Raw genomic sequence first — 6,848 nt, 5'->3', positions numbered from 1 at the left:
AGCGCTAACCGGCGACCCGGCCGCGGACCGGCCACTTCGTGGCCGCCGCTCCCTATGGGTCGCGGGTGCGGGGCTGGGAGTGCGGTCATGGCGGATTTGGGGTGCACGGTGGGGCTGGGAGTGCGGTAGGGGTGCGGACTTCGGGGTGTGGGGTGTGGCTGGTGGCGCGGTAGGGCTGCGGTCTTGGGGTGGCTGGTGGCGCGGTAGGGCTGCGGTCTTGGGGTGGCTGGTGGTTCGGTAGCGCTGTGGTCTTCGGGGTGTGGGGTGTGGTTAGGAGTGCGGTAGGGCTGCGGACTTCGGGCGTGTTGTGGGGTGCGGTCATGGCGGATTTTGGGGTTAGACCGCGGTGCTGGCGGGGTTGGTAGTTCGTAGATGGGGGCGGCGGGGGGTTGGTTTTCTCAGCTCGTCGTGGAAGCTCAGGCCTAGGCGGTATTCCTTGGCGTGGTACATCGCCGCGTCGGCGGTGCGGATGAGGTCGTAGATCGTTGTCTCGGTGGGGCGGGTGGTCAGGCAGGCGACGCCGATGCTGGCGGTGATGGGGATTTCGCCGCAGCTCAGTTCGAAGGGGCGGATGAAGGCGCCGAGGATGTGTTCGGCCAGGACCGCGGCTTCGGTGCGGGTGCGGGGGGCGAGGACGACGAATTCGTCGCCGCCGTAGCGGGCGGTGAGGTCGGCGCTGGTGGTGGTGCGGCGGATGCGGGAGGCGGCGTTGGCGATGAGTTCGTCGCCGACGGCGTGGCCGTAGCTGTCGTTGACCATTTTGAAGCCGTCTAGGTCGATGAACAGCAGGCACACCGGTTTTCCGGCCCACTGCTCGCGGTACCGGAGTGGTGCGCGCAGCAGGGCGGCGCGGTTGAACAGGCCGGTGAGCAGGTCGTGGTCGGCTTGGTAGTGGGCTCGGCGTTCACTGCGCATGCTGCGGGCGATGGCGCGTTCGCTGCGCACCAGCACCCCGACGAGCAGCATCGTGAGCAGCGAACAGATCACCACCCGGTCGAGGACCCCGAGGTCGGCGCCGACCACGCTGACCAGCGAGGCCGCCACCAGCGCCACCGCGATCATCCCGGCCCGCTGCCGCGATCGATGCGGTCCCACATCCTCGGCGTCGCGGAGGGCGCCCATCGTCGGCTGCACCGCGGCCAATCCGGCCAGCAGATACGCCCACTGCTGTGGCACCACCGCGAACTCAGGATCTACCGCGATTGTGCCTGCGGCAGTGAGGCTTTCGAGAAAGCCGCCGATGAGCACGGCGATCAGCGCCGCCTGCAACAACCGCAGCGACGTCTCCGAGCGAACCACTGTCGCCAGCGAATGCGCGAGCACGGTGGCCAGCAAGGCGTGGATCACCGGATAGCTCGCGGCCAGCGCGGTATCGACGAACCCGGTGCCGTGCCGCAGAATCGGCGAGATCAGGAACGTCCACGACGCCAGCAGCGCGCTGAGTCCGATGAGCGTCGAGTCCAGCCACAGGTCACGGGCGTTACGGAGCTTGTGCGGCTGCAGCCAGCCGACGGCGGCCAGGCCGAGGCACAGCGAGGCGGCCAAGGTGCACAGATCGTCGACCGGGTGCCAGCCCGGATGCAGCCCGAGCGCGCGTATCGCGGTGCCCGTGGCGAACAGCGGAACCGAGGCGGCCAGGAGATACCAGGGCAGCCGGTGCGTGGGCCGATGGCTGTACATGCCGTACCCGATCATCGCTAGCGATCCCACGACGATCACGACGAGCAGCACAAAGGGCAGCGCCCGGCCACCTGATAACGGCGCGAGCAGCACGGCCCCCGCCGCGCCGAGCAGCACCGCGCACCGTCGCCTGCTTCCGTAGCGTGTCTCGCTGATGGTCATCAGCCCCCCTCGATCTTGCTGCGCACGCGACGAGCGTCGATCGAATGGAAGGCCGGTGAATCACTCGAAGTATCGGCCGAGAACACCGAGTGTTGTTGTTCGAGCACTATCCCCAGCCGGCAAGCGCCGACGCTCAAAACCTTTACAACTCAGTCGATCATGACACGTCCGTGGCCCCGCTGTCGATGCGTTGCGAGCATTGCCGGATACCGATTCGGCACCCGATATCCCAGGCTTGTCTGTCGCGGGTGTTCGGTGGTGGCATCGTCGCAGGAAGCGGAAGGGAAGTACGGGTGGACAAATGGATCGCGCCGGGCCGGGTCAACATCATCGGCGAGCACACCGACTACAACGACGGGTTCGTGCTGCCCATCGCGCTATCGCTCGGCGTCGTCTGCGCGGCTGGGCCACGCGGTGACGGGCTGGTGCGGCTCACCTCGGCGCAGCGGCCCGGCGACGTCGTTCAGGTGCGGGTGCGCGAACTCGTGGCGCAACGGGATCGGTTGCCCGGTTGGGCCCGTTATCCGCTCGGCGTCGTCGACGAGTTCGTTCGCGGCGGTCATCGAGTCGACGGGGTGAACCTCGAACTCGACGGCGCGGTGCCGATCAGCGCCGGCCTGTCCTCGTCGGCGGCCCTGTGCTGCGCGGTGACGATCGCGCTGCGCGATCTGTTCGCGCCCGAACTCACCGATCGGAACATGGTCGAGATCGCCAGGGCGGCGGAGAACGGTTTCGCCGGCGTGCCGACCGGCCTGCTCGACCAGTCCGCCTCGATCCTGTGCACCGAAGGCCACGCCCTGTTCCTCGATATCCGTGCGTTCGCCGGCAAGGAAACCGCTGGTGCCGAACAGATTCCGTTCGATCTCGATGCCGCTGGATTGACGCTGATCGTCGCCGACACCGGTAACCCGCACGACCTGGCCGACGGCGGATACGCCGAACGCAGAGCGCAATGCGAAGCCGCCGCCGACGCGTTGAACCTGCCCGCCCTGCGCGACGCCACCGCCGAAGACCTTCTCCGGCTGCGGGATCCACTACTGCGCCGCCGCGCGACGCACGTTGTCACCGAGAACGCGCGGGTGCTCGCGGTCGCCGACCGGCTACGCACCGGTGCGGACCCGCGGGCGATCGGTGAGCTGCTCACGGCCTCACACCATTCGCTGCGCGAAGACTTCGAAGTATCCGCGCTCACCCTGGATCTCGCGGTCGAAGCGGCACTCGACGGGGGCGCCCACGGTGCGCGCATGGTCGGCGGCGGCTTCGGCGGCAGCATCATCGCTCTGGTCGACCACGCCGACCACGTCGCCGAGAACATCATCAACCGTTTCGCCACCGCGGGTTTCGCCCCACCCCGCGTCTTCACCGTCGAGCCCGCCGCGGGTGCGCACAAACTGGATTGAACAGTTGTCCTTTGTGTTCAGCGCGATTTCGCTACGACGCACGGCGCACGCGCGCGCAGTGGAAGCACCCGAGATCCATGACCTCACGCTTGGTTGGCGCCGGGGATCCCTTCCTCGACAACGAAACTCGCGCGCGTGCTGATCGGGGCGCCCGGTCGGCTGACATACGGGACGACGCGGAAGTCATTGCGCCACTGACGATGATCGAGGTCGACACGGACGTAGCCGCGCTGGCGGTTGTAGAACTTCATGTCCGGGTTGGCAGCCAGCAGCGTGCGGCCCGCGTCGGTGAGGTCGGCGCCGTCGCTGCCGGTGCTGATCGAGGTGCCGGTGAACTCGGTTGCTACAACAGGGGATTCGGGATCGGCATAGTCGCGGCGTAGGTCGGCGACGTAGTTCTCGTGGCGGTCGCCGGTGATCACGACCAGGTTGTCGACAGCGTGGTCGGCGGCAGCGGCCAGCACCGTATTGCGGTCGGCGACATAGCCATCCCACGCATCCGTGCCGAGTAGCAGGTCGGGGCCCGGGTCGTAGTCGGACTGGGCCATGGCGACCTGGTTGCCGAGTACCTGCCAGCGGGCATTCGAGGTGGCGAGCCCATCGACGAGCCAGTCACGTTGGGCCGCACCGAGAATGGTGCGGTCGGTGGCGAACCGGTCGGCGCATCCGATCACCGCGGAGCCGTCGCCGCAGGCCTGGGGGGTGCGGTACTGCCTGGTGTCGATCATGGTGAACTCGGCCAGATCGCCGAACCGGTAGCGCCGGTGCAAGTGCATCGACGGGCCCGCGGGGAGCTGGGCGAGTCGCATCGGCTGGTGCTCGTACATGGCCTGGAAGGCGGCGGCTTTGCGGCGCCGGAACAGTGGCGGGAGGCGGTACACGTCGAGTCCGAGGCCGGGACTGTCACCGGCCCAGTTGTTGTCGAGTTCGTGGTCGTCGAGGGTGACCAGCCAGGGGAACGCCGCGTGCGCGGCTTGCAGCGGCGCTTCGCCTTTGGCTTGGGCGTAGCGCAGTCGGTAGCCGGTCAGATCCACTGCCTCGCCGGCGAGTTGCGGCGGCATGTGCGCACCGCGGCGGGCGAGGATCCAGGAGGTTTCGTAGATGTAGTCGCCGAGATGGACGACGAGGTCGAGGTCTTCGGCGCTGAGATGCTCATAGGCGGTGTAGTAGCCCGAACTCCACGACTGGCACGACGCGAAGGCGAACCGGAGCCGTTCGGTCGGGCTGTGCGGTGGCGGCGTCGTGCGGGTGCGGCCGATCGGTGAGATCGCCGAGCCGGCCCGGAAGCGGTAGTAATACCAGCGATCCGGTGCCAGCCCGGCTACCTCGGGATGCACGCTGTGGCCCAACGCGCGGGTGGCCACCGCCGATCCCCTGACCACCACTTTCGTGAACTGTTCGTCCTCGGCGACCTCGTAGTCGACGGTCACCGCGTCGACCGTCATCCCGCCGTACCCGTCGGGTGCGAGCGGATCGGGAGCCAGTCGCGTCCACAACACCACCCCGTCCGAGGTCGGTTCGCCGGACGCGACCCCGAGCGAGAACGGTTCGCCGAGCCACCGGGGCGCGGCGAACCTCGCACTGCTCACCGCCGACACTCCGACCAGCGCGGCGATCGAACCTGTCACGCCGGTACGCAGGAGTTGTCGACGGGACAGCGGCATCATCGGATCCTAGGGGCCCCGTCCGCGCAGCGCGGTGTCAGAGCCGGAAGATCCGCGAACCCACAGCCCAGCCTGCGCTGGACCAGTTCGGACCGAAGCACGCCACCGTGCCCGCCTGGCCGACGGGCAGATCCTGGCGGATCGTGAACGGCCCGACGGCGAAGGGCGCGATGTTGTATCCGATGCAGTCGACCTCGAGCCGGTAGGTGCCCTCGCCGCCATAACATCCACCGTTGAATGCCCACGGGCCGTTCATCGACCCCTGGCAGCCGGTATCAGCGGCGGCGGTACCAGCGGCGACACCGGTCAAGGCGACGGCGATGACCGGTGCGGCCAGGCACATCGCAACTGCGCGAGCTGAGGTTCTCATGGGGAAGCTCCGATCATCGAGGTTCATGGGTTACATGGGATGTTTCCTCGATAGTTAGCCATGCGTTACACCTTCTCCGCACGCGCGGCGAGTCCCAATGCGATATCGATGAGCAGGAAGACGAGCAAGCTCACCCCGATCAGCGGGATGAACCAAGCGATAGCGACCGCCGTGCCAACCAGCGGGACGGTGATCCACGGCGACGTCCGGCGCAGCACCCCACGCCGTGGCGGGACGGGCAGCGCGGTCCTTCGGGTGGGTCGACGCTGCCACCACATCCGGTAACCGAGCACGATCACGGTGACGAGGCCGCCCATGATCGCGAGCAACAGCAGCTGATTGACCAGGCCGAACAGCAGACCCATGTGGAAGGCGATGCCCCAGTTGGTGAGCTTGGCCATCAGCGGCCAGTCGGCGAACGCCAGCCGGTCGGTGACTGTGCCGGTCGACCCGTCGACGGCGAGCGAATCGACGGTATAGGTGCCGGGGAGGCGGAGTTCCTTCACACCGAATGCCTTCTCCGGCGTTGCCGGGATGGAGATTTCGGCGCCCTGGGTGATGCCGTTGGCACGGGCCACCTCGTAGACGCGATCGAGTTGCGCGATCTGGGCAGCGGGATCGACCGGTGCCGGGGCGATGTGGCCCGCGCTGTGGTGTTCGCTCGGCGCGGGCGCCGCGGACCCGGCACCCGGCAGGGCGACGCTCACCGCGGGCGTGGTCCAGCTGAGTTCTTCGCGCAGCTTCGTGACGTTCTCGCCGGCATAGGTCGACCAGGTCATGCCGGTGGCCGAGAGCAGCAGCACCACCGGCAGGATCCAGACGCCGATCGCGCCGTGCCAGTTCATCTTTCGACGCCTGGTCTGGGACAGATCCGGCTTGAGCAACCACTGCGCGGACCTGCGCTCGTGCCGCATCCGCACCCGATGCACCCACAGCACCAGCCCGAACAGCGCGATCACCCACAGCCACGACGCGGCCAGTTCGCTGTAGAGCCTGCCGGGCTCGCCCAGGTGCAGGCTGCGATGGAACTCGCTGAGCCAGGTGCGCAGCGGCAGCGCGCCGCCGCTGCCGTAGACCACGGACTCACCCACCGGCTGGGCGGTGTGCGGGTCGACGAACACCGACAGCCGCTCGGAATCGCCGAGCGTCGGATCGTTGAACAGGACGCGCGTGGTGTCGCCCTCGTTCGGCGCGGGGGCGACGGCGACCAGCGTCAGATCGGGACGGGCCGCGACGGCCGCCCCCACCTGGCTCGACAGGGCTTGCTCGGGGCCGGTGGTGTCGACTTGGAGCAGGTCGCGCGAGACGAAACTTTCGATCGTCGGCGCGATCGCGTACAGCGCGCCGGTGAGCGCGGCGATCAGCATGAACGGGGCGACGAAGATCCCGGCGTAGAAATGCAGGCGCAGGGCCAGCGGATAGAGGTGTAGGGCCCGGCGCGAGCCGGAACGTGGACGTCCACCGGAAGCCGGCGGTGCCGAGGGGGAGTTCTCCTCAGCTGGACGGGTGTCCGTGATGCTCATGATGATTCATTTCTGGAGTGCTGGAACCCAGTGCGCGTAGGCGTATCCG

The 6,848-nt window shown here is 68.1% G+C and carries 5 protein-coding genes; 1 reads left to right on the top strand and 4 read right to left on the bottom strand.

The window, feature by feature from the left end; genetic code table 11:
• Window positions 1-336: 336 nt before the first annotated feature.
• Window positions 337-1,842, bottom strand: coding sequence for a diguanylate cyclase (locus tag ACFXKN_RS32765; RefSeq protein WP_379434692.1), 1,506 nt, complete (start codon window positions 1,840-1,842; stop codon window positions 337-339).
• 293 nt (window positions 1,843-2,135) lie between these two features.
• Between ACFXKN_RS32765 and galK the strand changes: the two genes are divergently transcribed.
• Entirely contained in the window at window positions 2,136-3,242 is a 1,107-nt protein-coding gene (galK, locus tag ACFXKN_RS32760) for a galactokinase (RefSeq protein WP_379434689.1), read from the top strand.
• Between the two features lie 83 nt (window positions 3,243-3,325).
• Here galK and ACFXKN_RS32755 read toward each other — a convergent pair whose 3' ends face one another.
• The 3 genes from ACFXKN_RS32755 to ACFXKN_RS32745 form a co-directional block, all read right to left on the bottom strand.
• Window positions 3,326-4,906, bottom strand: a complete 1,581-nt coding sequence (locus ACFXKN_RS32755; RefSeq protein WP_379434687.1) for an alkaline phosphatase D family protein — start codon at window positions 4,904-4,906, stop codon at window positions 3,326-3,328.
• Window positions 4,907-4,943: 37 nt separating this feature from the next.
• Window positions 4,944-5,276: a hypothetical protein gene (locus ACFXKN_RS32750; RefSeq protein WP_378953004.1), complete on the bottom strand. Its 333-nt coding sequence runs from the start codon at window positions 5,274-5,276 to the stop codon at window positions 4,944-4,946.
• Window positions 5,277-5,341: 65 nt separating this feature from the next.
• Window positions 5,342-6,799: a PepSY-associated TM helix domain-containing protein gene (locus ACFXKN_RS32745; RefSeq protein WP_379434685.1), complete on the bottom strand. Its 1,458-nt coding sequence runs from the start codon at window positions 6,797-6,799 to the stop codon at window positions 5,342-5,344.
• Between the last annotated feature and the right edge of the window lie 49 nt (window positions 6,800-6,848).

Source organism: Nocardia sp. NPDC059195 (assembly GCF_042754695.1).
Lineage (GTDB): Bacteria > Actinomycetota > Actinomycetes > Mycobacteriales > Mycobacteriaceae > Nocardia.
The sequence above is the reverse complement of the archived record's forward strand: the minus strand, read 5'-3'. Positions and strand labels throughout refer to the sequence as shown.